This is a genomic window from Oleiphilus sp. HI0043 (assembly GCF_001634935.1).
Map to the genome: position 1 here is coordinate 1 of NZ_LWEY01000056.1, position 674 is coordinate 674.

The following is a 674-nucleotide window of genomic DNA, read 5'->3' on the forward strand; positions in this document are numbered from 1 at the left end:
AGTTCTTGTTTGCGACAACCGACCCGCAAAAGCTTCCTGTAACGATTCTCTCGCGTTGCCTCCAGTTCAATCTGAAGAATATGTCGCCAGAACGCATTGTTGGGCACCTGCAGAATATCCTTGGTCAAGAGCAGGTTAGTTTTGAGGATATGGCTTTATGGGCGCTTGCCAGAGCTGCTGATGGCAGTATGCGTGATGCGCTTAGTCTGACTGATCAGGCTATAGCTTATGGAAACCATGCACTTACCGAGACTGGCGTTAGTGCAATGCTGGGGACGGTTGACCAGAAAAAGATCTATCGTATTCTGGATTGTTTGATTTCAAGAAATGCGGCAGCGATGCTTGACGAAATTAAAGCGCTCGCCGAATTTTCCCCAAATTATGCTTCAGTGTTAGCGACGATTGCAGAAGTGCTTCATCGTGTGGCTATCGAGCAGGCTGTTCCTGGCGCTTGTGATAACTCTATGGGTGATCAGGAGCACNTCGTTTCCTATGCTCGTAAGTTATGTGCCGAAGATGTTCAGCTTTTCTATCAAGTGGCCTTGGTTAGTCGTCAGGACTTGGCGATTACGCCTGACCCTAAATCTGGCCTTGAAATGGCCTTGCTCAGAATGCTTGCTTTCCAGTTAAGCCCTAGTGATCAGCTAGGAATTGATATTGTCACAGCGCCTGTA

Annotated in this window: 1 pseudogene; it reads left to right on the top strand. The window is 47.8% G+C overall.

The window, feature by feature from the left end:
- Positions 1–674, top strand: a pseudogene (locus A3729_RS01275) (DNA polymerase III subunit gamma/tau); the annotation flags it as partial.